The following is a 14,981-nucleotide window of genomic DNA, read 5'->3' as shown; positions in this document are numbered from 1 at the left end:
GACCGGTAATGCGGGCGCCGGACGGGCTCCCGTCGTGGAGAATGCGCAGTCGTGCTGCTTTCCATCTCGACGACCGTCACCCCGGCGACCGATCTGGGTTACCTGCTGCACAAGCACCCCGGTCGCGCGCAGGAGATCGAGGTGTCCGTCGGGACCGCGCACGTGTTCTACCCGGAGGCGGCTGCGGACCGGTGCACGGCAGCGCTGCTTCTCGAGGTCGACCCGATCGCGTTGGTGCGCGGACGCAAGGGCCCGTCGAGCGAAGGTTTCGCGCTCGGTCAGTACGTCAACGACCGGCCCTACGCAGCGTCCTCGATGATGTCGATGGCCCTGTCGAAGGTCTTCCGCACGGCGATGACGGGTCGCTGCGACGCACGCCCCGAGCTCGCCGCGGCAGCCATACCGCTCGAGGTGCACGTGCCGGCGCTGCCCTGCCGCGGGGACGCAGACCTGGCCCGTCGGGTCTTCGAACCACTGGGCTGGACGGTCCGGGCGGACGCCGTCGTGCTCGATCCCGAGATCCCGGTGTGGGGCGACTCACGCTACGTGGATCTGCGGCTCGCCGGTCGGCTCCGCCTCGCCGAGGCCCTCAACCACCTCTACGTGCTGCTGCCCGTCCTGGACGACGCCAAGCACTACTGGGTGAGCCCCGACGAGGTGGACAAGCTGATCCGTGCCGGCGGCGCCTGGCTGGCCGCGCACCCGGAGAAGGAACTGATCACCCGTCGCTACCTCGCCCATCGCGGCGTGCTGACCAGGGACGCGCTGGCGCGGCTGGCCGAAGTCGACGACACCGACCCGGAGCGGCTCGACAACGCCGACGACGCCCCACTCGTCGCCGACGACCCCGACCGGCCGATGCCGCTGGCCCAGCAGCGGAGGGGCGCCGTCGTGGCCGCGGTTCGTGCCTCCGGTGCACGACGGGTCGGGGACTTCGGCTGCGGCGAGGGTGCGCTCGTGGCCGACCTGCTCGCCGACGCCACGGTGACGCAGGTGGTCGCGGTCGACGTGTCGGCACGAAGCCTGGACCACGCGGCGCGCAGGCTGCGGCTCGACCGGATGACCGAGCAGCAGCGGGCGCGCCTCGACATCTTCCAGTCGTCGGTGACCTACCGCGACGACCGGTTGGCCGGGCTGGACGCTGCCGTGCTGATGGAGGTCATCGAGCACGTCGACCTACCCCGTCTCGGCGCGTTGGAGCAGGCCGTCTTCGGCCATGCCGCCCCGGGCACGGTCATCGTGACGACCCCGAACGTCGAGTACAACGTGCGGTTCGAGAGCCTGCCCGCAGGAGCGACGCGGCACCGCGACCACCGCTTCGAATGGACCCGCGCCGAGTTCCGCGACTGGTGTGATCGGGTCGCCACAGAGCACCGGTACACCGTTCGTTACCTGCCGGTCGGCACCGACGACGCAGAGGTCGGGCCGCCGACCCAGATGGCCGTCTTCACCAAATCCCTGAGTGCCGCACAGTCCACGAGCGCCACACAGTCCACGAGCGCCGCACAGTCCACGAGCACGGAGCGCAGCGCATGACCCGCGAACTGGCCGTGCCCGAACTCAGTCTCGTCGTGCTCATCGGGGTGAGCGGGTCCGGGAAGTCCACGTTCGGCCGCACGCACTTCAAGCCGACCGAGGTCATCTCCTCGGACTTCTGTCGCGGCATCGTCGCCGACGACGAGAACGACCAGGCGGCCACGCCCCAGGCGTTCGAGCTGCTCGATCACATCGTCGGGCTGCGTCTCGCCGCCGGGCGGCTGACCGTCGTCGACGCCACCAACGTGCAGCCGGACGCCCGCAAGAAGCTGGTCGCCCGCGCCCGCGAACACGACGTGCTGCCCGTCGCGATCGTCCTGGACATGCCGGAGCGGTTGTGTGTCGAGCGCAACGCCGGCCGCCCGGACCGCGAGTTCGGGGCACACGTCGTCCGCCGCCAACGCGACCAGCTGCGTCGCGGGCTCCGGGGTCTGCAGCGCGAGGGGTTCCGCACCGTCCACGTCCTGTCGGGCCCGGACGAGGTCGCGGACGTCGTCGTCACCCGCACCCGGCTCTACAACGACCTCCGGCACGAGACCGGACCCTTCGACGTCATCGGCGACATCCACGGCTGCCGCGCCGAGCTCGAGACGTTGCTGTCCGATCTCGGTTACACCCTCCGGCGTGACGAGCGAGGCCGCGCGGCCGGCGCCCATCACGACGGACGCCGTGCCGTGTTCGTCGGCGATCTCGTCGACCGCGGCCCGGACACGCCGGGCGTGCTGCGGCTGGTGATGGGCATGGTCGCGGACGGCGATGCGCTGTGCGTACCGGGCAACCACGAGAACAAGCTGCTGCGCGCGATGCGTGGCCGCAAGGTGCAGGTCACCCACGGCCTGGCCGAGTCGCTGGAGCAGTTGGCGGCCGAGCCGGCCGAGTTCCGTACGGACGTCGAGACGTTCCTCGACGGGTTGATCAGTCACTACGTCCTCGACGGCGGCAACCTCGCCGTCTCGCACGCCGGCATCCTGGAGCGCTACCAGGGCCGGGCGTCCGGGCGGGTCCGTGAGTTCTGCCTCTACGGCCAGACGACCGGCGAGACCGACGAGTACGGGCTGCCCGTCCGGTACCCCTGGGCGCAGGAGTATCGCGGCAGAGCGATGGTGCTTTACGGCCACACCCCGGTCCCGGCCCCCGAGTGGATCAACAACACGCTGTGCCTGGACACCGGCTGCGTCTTCGGCGGTCGGCTCACCGCGTTGCGCTACCCCGAGCGCGAAATCGTGTCCGTGCCGGCCGAGCGGGTCTACTACGAGCCCGCCAGACCGTTCCCGACCAATCCCGACGCCGAGGTCGCGCAGGCCCGGCGTGACCCGGACGTCCTCGACATCACCGACGTCACCGGCAGCCGTGTCGTCGAGACGGCCTACCAGAAGCGGATCGGCGTACGGGAGGAGAACGCCGCCGCCGCGCTCGAGGTCATGAGCCGGTTCGCGACGGACCCGCGATGGCTGCTGTACCTGCCACCGACCATGAGCCCGGTCGCGACCTCGCCCCGGGCGGACCTGCTGGAACATCCTGAGCAGGCCTTCGAGGCGTTCCGTGCCGAAGGTGTCGACGCGGTGGTGTGCGAGGAGAAGCACATGGGCTCACGGGCCGTCGCGCTGGTGTGCCGCGACCTGGACGCCGCGCGCGCACGCTTCGGCGCGCCCGGTGGTGCGATCGGCTCGGTCTGGACGCGCACCGGTCGGCCCTTCTTCGACAGCGAGCTGACGGGCGAGCTGCTGTCCGGGTTGCGCGACGCGGCGGAGCGAGCCGGGTTGTTCGACGAGCTGGGCGCCTCGTGGTTGCTGCTCGACGCCGAGCTGCTGCCCTGGAGCGCGAAGGCCGAGCAGCTGCTCCGCGACCAGTACGCCCCGGTCGGGGCGGCGGCCCGCACGGCGCTGCCCGCTGCCGTGTCGGCCCTGGAGCAGGCCGCGGCGTCCGGGGTGGACGTGACCGAGCTGCTCGACCGGACCCGGTCCCGGCTCGACAACGCCGAATTGTTCAGTGCCGCCTACCGGCGCTACTGCTGGCCCACCGAGGGGCTGACCGGAGTGCGCTTGTCGCCGTTCCAGCTGTTGGCCACGGATGCGACGACGTACCAGGACCGGCCGCACGCCTTCCACCTGGACATCGCGGACCGGTTGGTCGCCGCTGCGCCCGAGCTGCTCGCGCCGACGCGGCGACAGTTCGTCGACACGACCGACCCCGCCTCCACCGCAGAGGGCACGGCATGGTGGGAGCACCTCACCGGCGCGGGTGGTGAGGGCATGGTGGTCAAGCCGGCGGTGAACCTCACCCGCGGGCGCAAGGGCCTCGCGCAGCCCGGCCTCAAGGTCCGCGGCCGGGAGTACCTGCGCATCATCTACGGGCCGGACTACACCGAGCCCAGCAACATCTGCCGTCTCCGTCAGCGCCACCTCGGCCACAAGCGTTCGCTGGCTCTGCGGGAGTACGCCCTCGGGCTCGAGGCGCTCGACCGGGTGGCACGCGGCGAGCCGCTGTGGCGTGTCCACGAATGCGTCTTCGCCGTCCTCGCGCTCGAGTCCGAACCGGTCGACCCGCGGCTCTGAGAGGTCACCGACGTCGATTACCGGCCCGCCATTGCCGACCCACCCGGCGAGCACGGATCATGACCGGTGTGGGGTTGCAGATCGTGGTCGTGGTCGCGTCGCTCGTGCTGCTCACGACGCTCGGCGGAGCACGTTGGGGTGAGGGCCTGCTCATGGCCCTGGTTGGCGGCCTCGTATTCCCGGTCACATGGGTCGTGTGGTTCGTCCGCGACAACCACTCGGCCGGCCGCCGCGCCTTCGTCGGCCACTGACGCGGTCCCACCGCGCCGAGGCCCGGTCACCAGCGACGTCCGCGCGCAAACACCTTCAGCAAGGAGCACTCCGACATGCACGACTACCCCGACCCGGCGTCTGTCCACGACCTCGTGCAGGCGTCGCCGCGACGCGTGCGCGGCGAACTCGGCGGCGTCACCGTCTTCGACACCCGCGCCGCCCGATACGTCTGGGAGACGGTCAAGTACCCGCAGTACTACGTCCCGCTCGACGACGTCAGCCCCGGCACCCTCGTCGACGACGATCACCTGCAGCACCTGCGAAGGGGAACGGCCCGGCTGCACACGGTGACCGCCGGCGGGCAGTCACGTCCCGGAGCCGCCCGGGTCTACGGCGACGACGCCCGCGACGGGCTCGCCGGCACGGTCCGCTTCGACTGGGACGCCCTCGACGCGTGGTACGAGGAGGACGAGGAGGTGTTCGTCCACCCCCGCAATCCCTACGTACGCGTCGATGCCTTAAGGTCCCGCGCCCACGTACAGGTTCGCCATGGCGACCTGCTGCTGGCCGAGAGCAACTCCTGCGTCCTGGTCTTCGAGACCGGTCTGCCGACGCGCTACTACCTCGACCGGGCCGATGTCCGCGCTGACCATCTGATCCCCACCGACACCCTGACGGCGTGCCCCTACAAGGGCCGCACCTCGCAGTACTGGTCGGTCCGCGCGGGCGACGACGTGCTCGAGGACGCGGCGTGGACCTACACGTTCCCCACCACCGCGCTCGCCCCGATCAGCGGGCTGATCGCGTTCTACAACGACCTCGTCGAGATCACCGTCGACGGGGTGGTCGCGACGCGGACCGACGACCTCTCCCGCCTGCGCGGCACCGAATGAGCGCGCACGCCCTCGAGAATGCTGACGCTGCTCGGGCTGTGCGGACGCCGTGGTCACGGGCGCACCGCCGCTACCGCGCACAGCGAGCGCTGTCGCGATTGTCGTCGGTCCAGGGGCAGCGCGATTGGTCAGTAGATGCGCTTGCGGCCGCCGATCTCGGGTCCGAGAAAACCGGAGATGGCCGCGCCCATGACGAGGGCGATGATGCCCAGGGTCCAGATGATGTGAATGGTGGCGAGGAAGCCGAGCTCAACGCCGGAACGCGGGGACGGCGCCTGCAGGACAACGGGTTAGGCCTGCAGGCACCGCCTCACGCCGCGTCTTGACGCAAGCGGACCCTACCTGGACAGCGGCCACCATCCTGAGGCCTCGCCCCTTCTGCCGTTGGTGTACGGCGTAAGGTTCGGTCGTGGATCTTGCTGCCCCCGACGACAGACAACTGGCGGCCGACCTGGATGGGGACGATGTCGGACAGCTCAGGGCGCAGGTCGCCAACCTCACGGTCGCGCTCCACGCATCTCGCCGCATCGGCACAGCCATCGGAATTCTGATGGCCAGCCACAAGATTACGTACGAACGAGCCTTCGCGATGATGTGCGATGCAAGCCAGAACGCGAACCGGAAGGTGCGCGACATCGCTGACGACGTCGTCGAGACCGGTGCTCTGCCGTAGCGCTCCGACCCGGGCGTCGATCGCCCGGAGATGATCCCCGGACAGAAGGCAGCCCCGGCTCTCGTAACGGGGGGGTACGAGACCCGGGGCGCCAGCACGACGGTACCGCCTCAAGTGGAGGTTGAGGGCACCGCGTACCCAAAGCATGCGCTTGTTTCCCAAACACGCAACTTATGGCCATGTCCGCGATTCGACTTGATTAACAGCCCCGGTCCGTCACCCTTCAGGGAAGCGACCCGCAGGGGCTGCATCTGTCACAGGATGCCATCGCGGGGGGCGAGCTCCTGCGGGTCTGCTTCCCCGACGGGCGACCGCCCGCCGGCCGACGGCGCGGCGGGCGGTGTCGTCCGCCGGCCGGCCGACGGTTTGGTCGAGGTTTCGGGGCCTGCAAGTGGTGGGCGATACTGGGATCGAACCAGTGACCCCTGCCGTGTGAACGCGTAAAGCGCGCTTCAGGAGGGGGCCAAAGGGGATTGGCCGAAGTGCCTCGAGGCCCCAGTTTTTCAAGCACAGAGGCGGCTCGCACAAGGTTGGCTGTACGTGGCCGCCTACGACCGTTTGTGGACCTCCTGCGGACTATTTGCGGACTAACGAACATCAACAGTCGTCAAGCTGCACCGGCTGGGCTCGAGCCAAGTGTCCTCGATTAGGTACGGGCGGCGCCTACAGAAGTGGCGCAGACGGGATACATCGAGTCAGGAAGGCAAGTCGGCCTGAGCAGCCTCGTCGGTGCAGGTGGCGGCCCAGGAAGCGAGCAGCGCGAGTCCGTCAGCGGTCGCGGTGCCGGGGTCGGCTGTATAGATGTTGAGCTGCAGCGCCGGCTCGGAGGGCAGCTGCATTGCTTCGAAGTTCAGGTCGAGTTCGCCGACGGCCGGGTGCCGCAGGCGCTTGCGGCCGCTGCGGTGAAACTTCACGTTCTGGGAGGCCCAGTGCTGGCGGAACAGTTCCGACTGGGTGGACAGCTCGCCGACGAGGGTGATCAAATCCTTATCATGCGGGTTGCGTCCCGCCTCAAGGCGCAGCATGGCGGCGGCGTCCATGGCCATGCGGTCGAAGTCGATGAAGAACTCGCGTGCGGACGGGTCGAGGTAGAGAAACCGGGTGGTGTTCGGCGCCCGCTTGCTGGTCGCGCCGGCCGCGGCGGAGTTCAGCACCGGGGAGTACAGGGCTCCGGCCAGGGAGTTCATGCCGAGGATGTCGTGGCGGGCGTTGCGCACCCAGGCCGGCGCCGCGGTGACGGCGTCGAGGACCTGTTGAATGACCGGGCGGATCGTGGTGGCCGCCGGACGGGCGCGGCGGGTAGCCGGTCCGGCAGCGCGGGCCAGCGAGTACAGGTGTTCGCGTTCGGCGTCGTCGAGCTGCAGCGCGGTGGCGACACCGTCGATGACCGAGTCTGATGCACCGGCGAGGTTGCCGCGTTCCATCCGCACGTAATAGTCGATGCTGACCCCGGCCAGCAGCGCTACTTCCTCGCGGCGCAGACCTTTGACGCGGCGGTTCCCGCCGCCGTAGGCAGGCAGCCCGGCCTGCTCGGGGGTGATGCGCTCCCGGCGTGAGGCCAGGAAGTCCCTGACCTGCGTGCGGTGGTCGGTGTCCATGTCGTCAACCGTAAGTGGCCTCTGGCACGAGTGGGAGGCACCAGCGTTACCCCCATCGCCTGCATCACCCCCCGCTTGGTCGACGCGTTGCCGGCGAAGGGGGTAATGGCTGTACCTCGCAGGATCGACGTGGGGCTTCTAGCGTCGAGGACATGACCAACGAACTCACCTTGAACAACGGCGTCACGCTGCCCCCGATCGGGCTCGGCGTCTACCAGAGCCCGCCCGAGGAGACCTCCGCGGCCGTCGAGGCTGCGCTGAAGGTCGGCTACCGGCACATCGACACCGCCGCCGCGTACGGCAACGAACGACAGGTCGGCGAGGGCATCCGCAGCTCCGGCGTCGACCGGGACGAGGTGTTCCTCGAGACCAAGATCTGGGTCAGCGACTACGGCTACGACGAGACGCTGCACGCCTTCGACAAGGCGACCCGCAAGCTCGGTTTCGACACCGTCGACCTGCTGATCCTGCACCAGCCCGCCCCGGACCGGTTCGAGCAGACCGTCGGCGCCTACACCGCGCTCGAGCGGCTGCTGGCCGACGGCAAGGTCCGCGCGATCGGGGTCAGCAACTTCATGCGCCACCACCTCGACAACCTGCTCCCCCGCACCGAGGTCGTGCCGGCGGTCAACCAGATCGAGTGCCACCCGTACTTCTCCCAGCCGGACGTGCAGGCGGCGAACGCCGAGCACGGCATCCTCACCCAGGCGTGGTCGCCCATCGGCGGGATCACCTTCTACCCCGGTTGGGGCGAGCACCGCAAGAACGTGCTCGAGGACGACATCGTGACCGCCATCGCCGACGCGACCGGCAAGAGCCCGGCGCAGGTGTTGTTGCGCTGGCAGCTGCAGCACGGCCGCTCCGCGATCCCGAAGTCGACCAACCCGGGCCGGATCGCAGAGAACTTCAACGTCTTCGACTTCGAACTCACCGACGACCAGATCACGGCGCTCAACGGTCTCGACACCGGGGAGCGCAACGGCCCCGACCCGGACGGTCCGATGCGCAAGGACATCGCCGAGCGCACCATCCCCGAGGACTGACACCCACCACCATCCCCGAAGATTGACACCCACCACCACCCGCCTCAGCACTGCGAAGGCCGCCCGGAGCACCACCGCCGGGCGGCCTTCGCCGCGCATGCAGACACTGCAACCATCACCAGGACCAAGTCCGAGCTCACCGTCGGAGCGACCACGAACGGCCCCGTGGGGGGTACTGGCATTACCTGGCAGCACAGGCACTCCCACCCGGTGTTCGCGGGCCGGACAGTGGACGTCATGAGCGCCACGACGGTCACCCACGCGGACACCGACCAGTCCGCACAGCCACAGAAGCCTGGACAGGCACAGAAGTCCGCACAGTCGCAGAAGTCCGGACAGCCGCACCACGCCACCGCGATCCTGGCGATCATCTGCATCAGCTACTTCATGGTCATCCTGGACAACTCGATCATCTTCACCGGGCTGCCCCGCATCGAGTCCGCGATGCACTTCTCCCCCACCGGGCTGACCTGGGTCCAGGACGCCTACACCCTCGTGTTCGGCGGGCTGCTGCTGCTGGGCTCACGCGCCGGTGACATCGTCGGCCGCCGGCGGATGTTCTTCCTGGGCCTGGCGCTGTTCGGTGGCGCGTCGTTCCTGGTCGGCGCCGCGCCGTTCACCTGGTGGCTGATCGCCGCCCGCGCGCTGCAAGGCATCGGCGCGGCGATCCTGGCCCCGTCCTCGCTGGCCCTGCTGACGGCCACCTTCGCCGAAGGTCAACAGCGCGGCCGCGCCGTGGCCGCCTACAGCGCGGTCGCCGGCATCGGCGCCAGCCTCGGCCTGGTCGTGGGCGGGGTGCTGGCCGACCTGATCTCCTGGCGCGCCGGGTTCTTCATCAACGTGCCGATCGGGCTGGCCATGCTGATCGCCGGCCGCCGCTACGTGAGCGAGACCCCGCCGCGCGGCGGGCGGTTCGATCTCATCGGCGCGCTGTGCGCGACGCTGGGCATGAGCGCGCTCGTGTACGGGGTCATCGAGGCCAGCACCACCGGCTGGGCCGCTCCCCGGGTCGTCGCCGCACTGATTATCGGCACGGTGTTGCTGGTCGGGCTGGTGGCCAACGAGGCCCGCGCCGAGCAACCGATCATGCCGCTGCGGCTGTTCGCCAGCCGCCAGCGCACCGGCGCCTACCTGACCCGCATGCTCTACCTCGCCGCGATGATCGGGTTCTTCTTCTTCACCACCCAGTACCTGCAAGGCGTCCTCGGGTTCAGCCCCCTGCAGGCCGGTCTGGCGTTCCTGCCGATGTCGGCGGTCAACTTCGCCGCCGCCCTGCTGGTCACCCGCGTGATCCGCCGGCTTGGTGCGACGCCGGTGCTCGTCCTGGGCGTCGTCGCGACCTTGGCCGGGATGGGCTGGCTCAGCCGCGTCACGGCCGACAGCAGCTACCTCACTGCGGTTGCGCTGCCGATGGTGCTCATCGGCATCGGCCAGGGGCTGGCGTTCGCGCCGATGACCTCCGCCGGCTTGGCCGACGTCGACGGCCGGGACGCGGGAGCGGCGTCCGGACTGGTGAACACGTTCCACCAGCTCGGCAGCTCCCTCGGACTCGGAGTGCTGGCCACCGTCGGGGCGGCCGCCGTTCCGGGCAGCGCCACCGCGACCGCAGCGTTGGTCGACCGGGTCAGCGCCGGCCTCACCGGCAGCACCGCGATGCTCGCCCTCGCCCTGGTGGTCGTCCTGGCCCTCATCACCCGCCGCCGCATCTCCCCTACGACCACGCAGACCGCACTGGCACATACGGCGCTGGCTGGCCCGACGGCCGCCGACGCCCGCGCCTGAACCACCCACTCCACACACCCAGAGCCCCGAACCACAACAACTCGAACCACCACAACCTGAAGGAACCCAGTCATGCGAGCAGCAGTCATGTACGGCGCCGGCGACGTCCGGATCGAGACCGTCCCCGACCCGAAACTGGTCCAGCCCACCGACGCCGTGGTCCGCATCGTGCGGACCTGCGTGTGCGGCAGCGACCTGCACCCCTACCACCAGATGGACGCCACACAGGACGGCACCCCAATGGGCCATGAGTTCCTCGGCGTCGTCGAGGAGGTCGGCTCCGAGGTCCGCACCCTGAAGTCCGGCGACTTCGTCATATCCCCGTTCGCCTGGTCGGACAACACCTGCGACTTCTGCCGCGAGGGATTCCAGACCTCGTGCCGGCACGGCGGCTTCTACGCCGCCAACGGCATCGGGGGCGCCCAGGCCGAAGCCATCCGCGTCCCGCTGGCCGACGGCACCCTGGTCAAGGCCCCGGTCGGCCAGGACTCGCCGCTGCTGCCCGCCCTGCTCACCCTGTCCGACGTGTTCCTCACCGGCCACCACGCCGCCGCACGCGGCCGTGTCGAGCTGGGCAGCACCGTCACGGTGATCGGCGACGGCGCGGTCGGGCTATCCGCCGTGCTCGCCGCGAAGCGGCTCGGCGCCGAGCGGATCATCCTGATGGGCCGCCACATCGACCGCACCGACCTGGGCCGCGAGTGGGGCGCCACCGACGTCGTTGCCGAACGCGGCGAGGAGGGCATCACCAAGGTGATGGACATGACCGGCGGCGACGGCACCCACGTGGTGATCGAGGCCGTCGGCCATCGCCCGGCCTACGACATGGCCGTCGGGGTCGTGCGGGTCGGCGGCACCATCAGCCGCGTCGGGGTGCCGCAGTACGAGGAGGCGCCGGTCGGGTTCGCCAGCCTGTTCGGCAAGAACGTCACCCTCACCGGCGGCCCCGCACCCGTGCGGGCCTACATCGAGGAGCTGCTGCCCGAGGTTCTCGACGGACGGCTGGACCCGGGCAAGGTCTTCGACCGCACTGTCAGCCTCGACGACGTCCCGGCCGGTTACCGCGCCATGGACGACCGGGAAGCGCTGAAGGTGCTGGTGCAGCCGTGACCGCCACCGCGTGGACCGCGGCCGAGCTCGACGCCATCGACGCCACCGGCGAGGTCGACGTCGCCACCCGCCGCGCCGACGGGACGCTGCGCTCACAACGGATCGTGTGGATCGTGCGGCACCGCGGCGCCGGCCCAGACGGCGACCGTGACGGCGTCTACGTCCGCTCCGTCAACGGCGTCGACGCCGCCTGGTACCGCGGCGTGCAGACCCGCCACGAAGGCCAGCTCACTGCTGGGCGGCTGCGACGCGACGTGGTGTTCGTCGAGACCGGCCAGCACGCCGAGCCCGACAACGCACCCGGCGGCACTGCGCTGGACGGCGATGCGCTGGAGGATGCTGCGCTGGAGGGTGCTGCTTTGGACGATGCCCTCGACGAGGCCTACCGCGTGAAGTACGGCCGATCGTCCAGCGCCGTCGCGCATATCACCGCCGACACCGCACGGGCCACGACCCTGCGCGTCGACCCGGCCTGACCCAGTCACTAATCGAACCTGCCACGTCACGCAACGAAGAGAAGGAACGACATGGACAAGAACGCCACGAACCCCACCGTCAAGACACCGGCCGAGAACTTCACCGGAGACGTGTGGCTGACCCCGGTGTTCGGCGGTGACGGCACCTCGCAACTGACCTGCGGGCTGGTGCGCTTCACCCCCGGCGCTCGGACCAACTGGCACTCCCACGCCAACGGGCAACTGCTGGTGTGCACCGATGGAATCGGGCTGGTCGGCACCCGCGACGGCCAGACCGTGGTGCTGCGGGCTGGGGAGAGCGTGTGGACCCCGGCCGGCGAGGAGCACTTCCACGGCGGGACGAGCACGAACATGATGTGCCACTACGCGATCCTCGACGGCGACGCGGCCCACAGCAGCGCCAGTGGTGAGGCCACCACGTGGCTCGAGCCGGTCACCGACGAGCAGTACACCGCCGCCCACAGCGCCGCCGGCGTCTCATCCGATGCCGCAGCCGGGGAGCAGTGATGGCGATCAGCGACGCTGCCCGGCGTAACCACGACCAGCTGTTCGGCGACCGCGTCTCCACCCTGGCCCGCACCGACCCGGAGCTGATCGAGTACTTCGACAACTTCGCCTTCGACGAGGTCTACAGCGACGCCACCCGTCTCGACGAGACCTTCGACCCGCGCACCCGGGTGCTGGTGCAGCTGGCCGCGATCCTGGCCGCCGGTGGGCTGGCGGAGTTCCGCGTCGTCGCTGCCGCTGCGCTGGCCCACGCCGGGGTCACGCCGGTCGAGCTGAAGGAGGTCGTCTACCAGGCCGTCGCCTACGTCGGCATGGCCCGCACGTATGACTACCTGAACGCGGTCAATGACATCCTCACCGACGCCGGCGTGGAGCTGCCGCTGCCCGGTCAGTCGAGCACCACGCCGGACACCCGGTTCAACCAAGGTCTGGCCGTGCAGAAGCGGGTCGTCGGCGACGAGCAGGTCGACGCCATGCACGCCAACGCCCCCGACGATGTTGTGCACTTCCAGCGCTACCTGTCGGCCAACTGCTTCGGCGACACCGTCGGCCGTGGCGGCCTGGACCTGCGGGTGCGTGAGCTGCTCACCTTCTCGATGCTGGTCGCGCTCGGCGGCGCCGACGCCCAGGTCCGCGGGCACGTCACCGGAAACCTGCACGTCGGCAACACCCGCGCGACGCTGCTGGCCGTGCTCACGGTGCTGGTGCCCTACCTCGGTTACCCCCGCACCCTCAACGGCCTGGCCGCCGTGAACGACGTCGCCAGCACATGAGCACGCCACCGGCGTCCGAGACGGGCCAGGCCCACCGGTTGCCCGAGACCATGACCGCGCTGGTCGCGGCCGGGGTGGGCTGGCAGCAGCGTGAGCTGCCCGTCCCGGCGCCGCACGCCACGCAGGTCCTGGTCCGCGCCCGGGCGGTGGCGCTGAACAACGCCGACCTCGACTCGCTCAGCTCTGCCACCTCAACCGGGGATGCGCCGCAGGGAGACGGGTCCGCCGAAGACACGAACGCGACGCCGGTGGGTTACGAGTTCGCCGGCGAGATCGTCGCGGTAGGCGAGCAGGTCACCGGCGTCTCCATCGGCGATCGGGTCATGGGCACCACCCCGGGATCGTTCGCCCAGTACGTGCCCGTTGACCATCGCCATGTGATTCCGGTCCCCGACGGCGTGTCCGACACCGACGCCTGCGCGCTGCCCACCGGATTGCTGACCGAGCACGGCGCGCTGGTGCTGGCCGGCTTCCGGTCAGGCCAGTCGGTGCTGGTCAGCGGCGCAAGCTCCGGCATCGGGCTGCTCGGCGTGCAGATCGCCCGTGCCCTCGGCGCCAGTCCCGTCATCGCGACCACCCGGGAGGCGGCCAAGACGGACCTGCTGCGCGGCCTGGGCGCCACCCACGTCGTGACCTCCAGCGGCGAGCTCGTAGCCGCGGTCCTCGAGGCCACCAGCAGGGACGGCGTGGACGTGGTGCTCGACCACGTCGGCGGCGCCGCGCTCGCCGGCTGCCTACCCGCGACCCGGACCGGCGGGACGCTGGTCAGCATCGGACGCCTCAGCGGCGACGAATCGAGCATCGACCTGGCGCGGCTGGAGTCCGGGCAGCTCACCCTGCGCGGTGTCTCCTTCGGCTTCACCCCGCCCGAACAGATCGGCGACGTGCTCGCCGGCCTCACCCACGATGTGCTGCCGGCCCTGGCCGACGGACGCATCAGCGCCGTGGTGGACACCGTGCTCGACTTCGACGACAGCGCCGCCGCGCTCGGGGCGCTGCGCGGACATCGCACCGGCAAAGTCGTCCTCCGCGTCCCCTGAGCACCACCTCAACATGCACGTCAACGGTTCACGTCTACCGCGCCGAGCCGCCCGGCCGGAGCACCCTTAAGCACGAACGAAGGAGAACGAGATGGACTATCGACCGCTCGGCCGCACCGGCGTCCAGGTCAGCCCGCTGTGCCTGGGAGCGATGATGTTCGGCCCGTGGGGCAACGAGGACAAAGCCGACTCGATCCGCATCATCCACGCCGCCCTGGACGCCGGCATCAACTTCATCGACACCGCCGACGTCTACTCCGGCGGGGTGTCAGAGGAGATCGTCGGCGAGGCGCTGAAGGGTCGCCGCGACGACGTCGTGCTGGCCACCAAGTTCTTCATGCCGATGGACACCGACGACCCGAACCACCGCGGCGGGTCACGCCGCTGGATCATGACCGAGGTCGAGAACTCGCTGCGCCGCCTGGGCGTCGACCACATCGACCTGTACCAGGTGCACCGGCCCAGCCCGACGACGGATCTCGCCGAGACCCTGGGCGCGCTCACCGACCTCGTCCGCCAGGGCAAGATCCGCTACATCGGGTCCTCGTCCTACTCCGGCTCGCAGATCGTGGAAGCTCAGTGGCTCTCTCACGACCGGCACCTGGAGCGGTTCGTCACCGAGCAGCCCCCGTACTCGATCCTGGTGCGCGGCATCGAGGCTGACGTGCTGCCCACCGCGCAGCGTCACGGCATGGGCACCCTGACCTACAGCCCGCTGTCCGGCGGGTGGCTCACCGGCCGCTGGCGCAAGGACGCGCCCGGCACCCCTACCTCGGCGGCCC

14 protein-coding genes are annotated in these 14,981 nt (G+C 70.1%); 13 read left to right on the top strand and 1 reads right to left on the bottom strand.

Annotation, left to right across the window (positions count from 1 at the left end):
- The first annotated feature begins 51 nt into the window (after nt 1-51).
- From ACFFCA_RS11870 to ACFFCA_RS11850, 5 genes are all read left to right on the top strand, one after another.
- Nucleotides 52-1,536, top strand: a complete 1,485-nt coding sequence (locus tag ACFFCA_RS11870; RefSeq protein WP_375485016.1) for a 3' terminal RNA ribose 2'-O-methyltransferase Hen1 — start codon at nt 52-54, stop codon at nt 1,534-1,536.
- Complete coding sequence (locus ACFFCA_RS11865) at nt 1,533-4,091, top strand: polynucleotide kinase-phosphatase (protein ID WP_375485014.1); 2,559 nt, start codon at nt 1,533-1,535, stop codon at nt 4,089-4,091. Before ACFFCA_RS11870 ends, ACFFCA_RS11865 begins: the two co-directional genes overlap by 4 nt.
- Before the next feature lie 59 nt (nt 4,092-4,150).
- Nucleotides 4,151-4,342: a hypothetical protein gene (locus tag ACFFCA_RS11860; protein ID WP_375485012.1), complete on the top strand. Its 192-nt coding sequence runs from the start codon at nt 4,151-4,153 to the stop codon at nt 4,340-4,342.
- Nucleotides 4,343-4,417: 75 nt separating this feature from the next.
- Nucleotides 4,418-5,197: a DUF427 domain-containing protein gene (locus ACFFCA_RS11855; RefSeq protein ID WP_375485010.1), complete on the top strand. Its 780-nt coding sequence runs from the start codon at nt 4,418-4,420 to the stop codon at nt 5,195-5,197.
- A 409-nt stretch (nt 5,198-5,606) separates the two neighbouring features.
- Nucleotides 5,607-5,870: an ANTAR domain-containing protein gene (locus tag ACFFCA_RS11850; RefSeq protein WP_375485008.1), complete on the top strand. Its 264-nt coding sequence runs from the start codon at nt 5,607-5,609 to the stop codon at nt 5,868-5,870.
- Nucleotides 5,871-6,565: 695 nt separating this feature from the next.
- On the opposite strand, the gene ACFFCA_RS11845 is transcribed toward ACFFCA_RS11850, so the two are convergent.
- Nucleotides 6,566-7,468: a helix-turn-helix transcriptional regulator gene (locus ACFFCA_RS11845; RefSeq protein ID WP_375485006.1), complete on the bottom strand. Its 903-nt coding sequence runs from the start codon at nt 7,466-7,468 to the stop codon at nt 6,566-6,568.
- 152 nt (nt 7,469-7,620) lie between these two features.
- On the opposite strand from ACFFCA_RS11845, the gene ACFFCA_RS11840 reads away from it, so the two are divergent.
- The 8 genes from ACFFCA_RS11840 to ACFFCA_RS11805 form a co-directional block, all read left to right on the top strand.
- Nucleotides 7,621-8,511 (top strand): aldo/keto reductase, encoded by an 891-nt coding sequence (locus ACFFCA_RS11840; RefSeq protein ID WP_375485004.1) that lies wholly within the window; start codon nt 7,621-7,623, stop codon nt 8,509-8,511.
- Nucleotides 8,512-8,748: 237 nt separating this feature from the next.
- Entirely contained in the window at nt 8,749-10,293 is a 1,545-nt protein-coding gene (locus ACFFCA_RS11835) for an MFS transporter (protein ID WP_375485002.1), read from the top strand.
- 72 nt (nt 10,294-10,365) lie between these two features.
- A complete protein-coding gene (locus ACFFCA_RS11830; protein ID WP_375485000.1) occupies nt 10,366-11,403 on the top strand; it encodes a zinc-binding dehydrogenase in 1,038 nt (345 codons plus the stop codon).
- Nucleotides 11,400-11,879, top strand: coding sequence for a DUF2255 family protein (locus tag ACFFCA_RS11825; RefSeq protein ID WP_375484998.1), 480 nt, complete (start codon nt 11,400-11,402; stop codon nt 11,877-11,879). Before ACFFCA_RS11830 ends, ACFFCA_RS11825 begins: the two co-directional genes overlap by 4 nt.
- A gap of 51 nt (nt 11,880-11,930) precedes the next feature.
- Complete coding sequence (locus tag ACFFCA_RS11820) at nt 11,931-12,386, top strand: cupin domain-containing protein (protein ID WP_375484996.1); 456 nt, start codon at nt 11,931-11,933, stop codon at nt 12,384-12,386.
- Nucleotides 12,386-13,159 carry a carboxymuconolactone decarboxylase family protein gene (locus tag ACFFCA_RS11815; RefSeq protein WP_375484994.1) on the top strand — a complete coding sequence of 258 codons (774 nt, stop codon included), beginning with the start codon at nt 12,386-12,388 and terminating at the stop codon, nt 13,157-13,159. The genes ACFFCA_RS11820 and ACFFCA_RS11815 overlap by 1 nt, the downstream gene beginning before the upstream one ends.
- Nucleotides 13,156-14,199, top strand: coding sequence for a zinc-binding alcohol dehydrogenase family protein (locus tag ACFFCA_RS11810; RefSeq protein WP_375484992.1), 1,044 nt, complete (start codon nt 13,156-13,158; stop codon nt 14,197-14,199). Before ACFFCA_RS11815 ends, ACFFCA_RS11810 begins: the two co-directional genes overlap by 4 nt.
- 91 nt (nt 14,200-14,290) lie before the next feature.
- Nucleotides 14,291-14,981: aldo/keto reductase (locus ACFFCA_RS11805; protein WP_375484990.1), on the top strand; the 691-nt coding region annotated here is incomplete at its 3' end.

The organism is uncultured Jatrophihabitans sp. (assembly GCF_964252635.1).
GTDB lineage: Bacteria > Actinomycetota > Actinomycetes > Mycobacteriales > Jatrophihabitantaceae > Jatrophihabitans.
The sequence above is the reverse complement of the archived record's forward strand: the minus strand, read 5'-3'. Positions and strand labels throughout refer to the sequence as shown.